Source organism: Prevotella sp. HMSC073D09 (genome assembly GCF_001814145.1).
Lineage (GTDB): Bacteria > Bacteroidota > Bacteroidia > Bacteroidales > Bacteroidaceae > Prevotella > Prevotella conceptionensis.
In genome coordinates this window covers 6,933-7,408 of record NZ_KV815113.1, presented here as the reverse complement: position 1 = coordinate 7,408, position 476 = coordinate 6,933, and the positions used below count along the sequence as shown (strand labels likewise).

Annotated in this window: 1 CRISPR repeat array. The window is 39.3% G+C overall.

Features of this window, described 5'->3' with window-relative positions:
- Position 1: 1 nt before the first annotated feature.
- Positions 2 to 414: a CRISPR direct-repeat array (repeat unit 30 nt; unit sequence AACTCGTACATTTGCAGTATCGCCAACAAC).
- Positions 415 to 476: the final 62 nt, after the last annotated feature.

The following is a 476-nucleotide window of genomic DNA, read 5'->3' as shown; positions in this document are numbered from 1 at the left end:
AAACTCGTACATTTGCAGTATCGCCAACAACCGCGGCTCTAAGATATTGTACGTTGAGTAGTTGTGATTTGCTTGAAAACTCGTACATTTGCAGTATCGCCAACAACAAAAAATCACGCTGTTCAGGCAACAAATTAGTTGTGATTTGCTTGAAAACTCGTACATTTGCAGTATCGCCAACAACTTATGTGGGTTTGATAGTATTGAATCGCTAGTTGTGATTTGCTTGAAAACTCGTACATTTGCAGTATCGCCAACAACTCTTCAGACATATCGGATACTTTTTCAATAGTTGTGATTTGCTTGAAAACTCGTACATTTGCAGTATCGCCAACAACGCGAACAGAATTATACTTCTGGGCGAACCGTTGTGATTTGCTTGAAAACTCGTACATTTGCAGTATCGCCAACAACTGTAGTATTATCATGCCAGAAACAAGCATCGTTGTGATTTGCTTGAAAACTCGTACATTTGC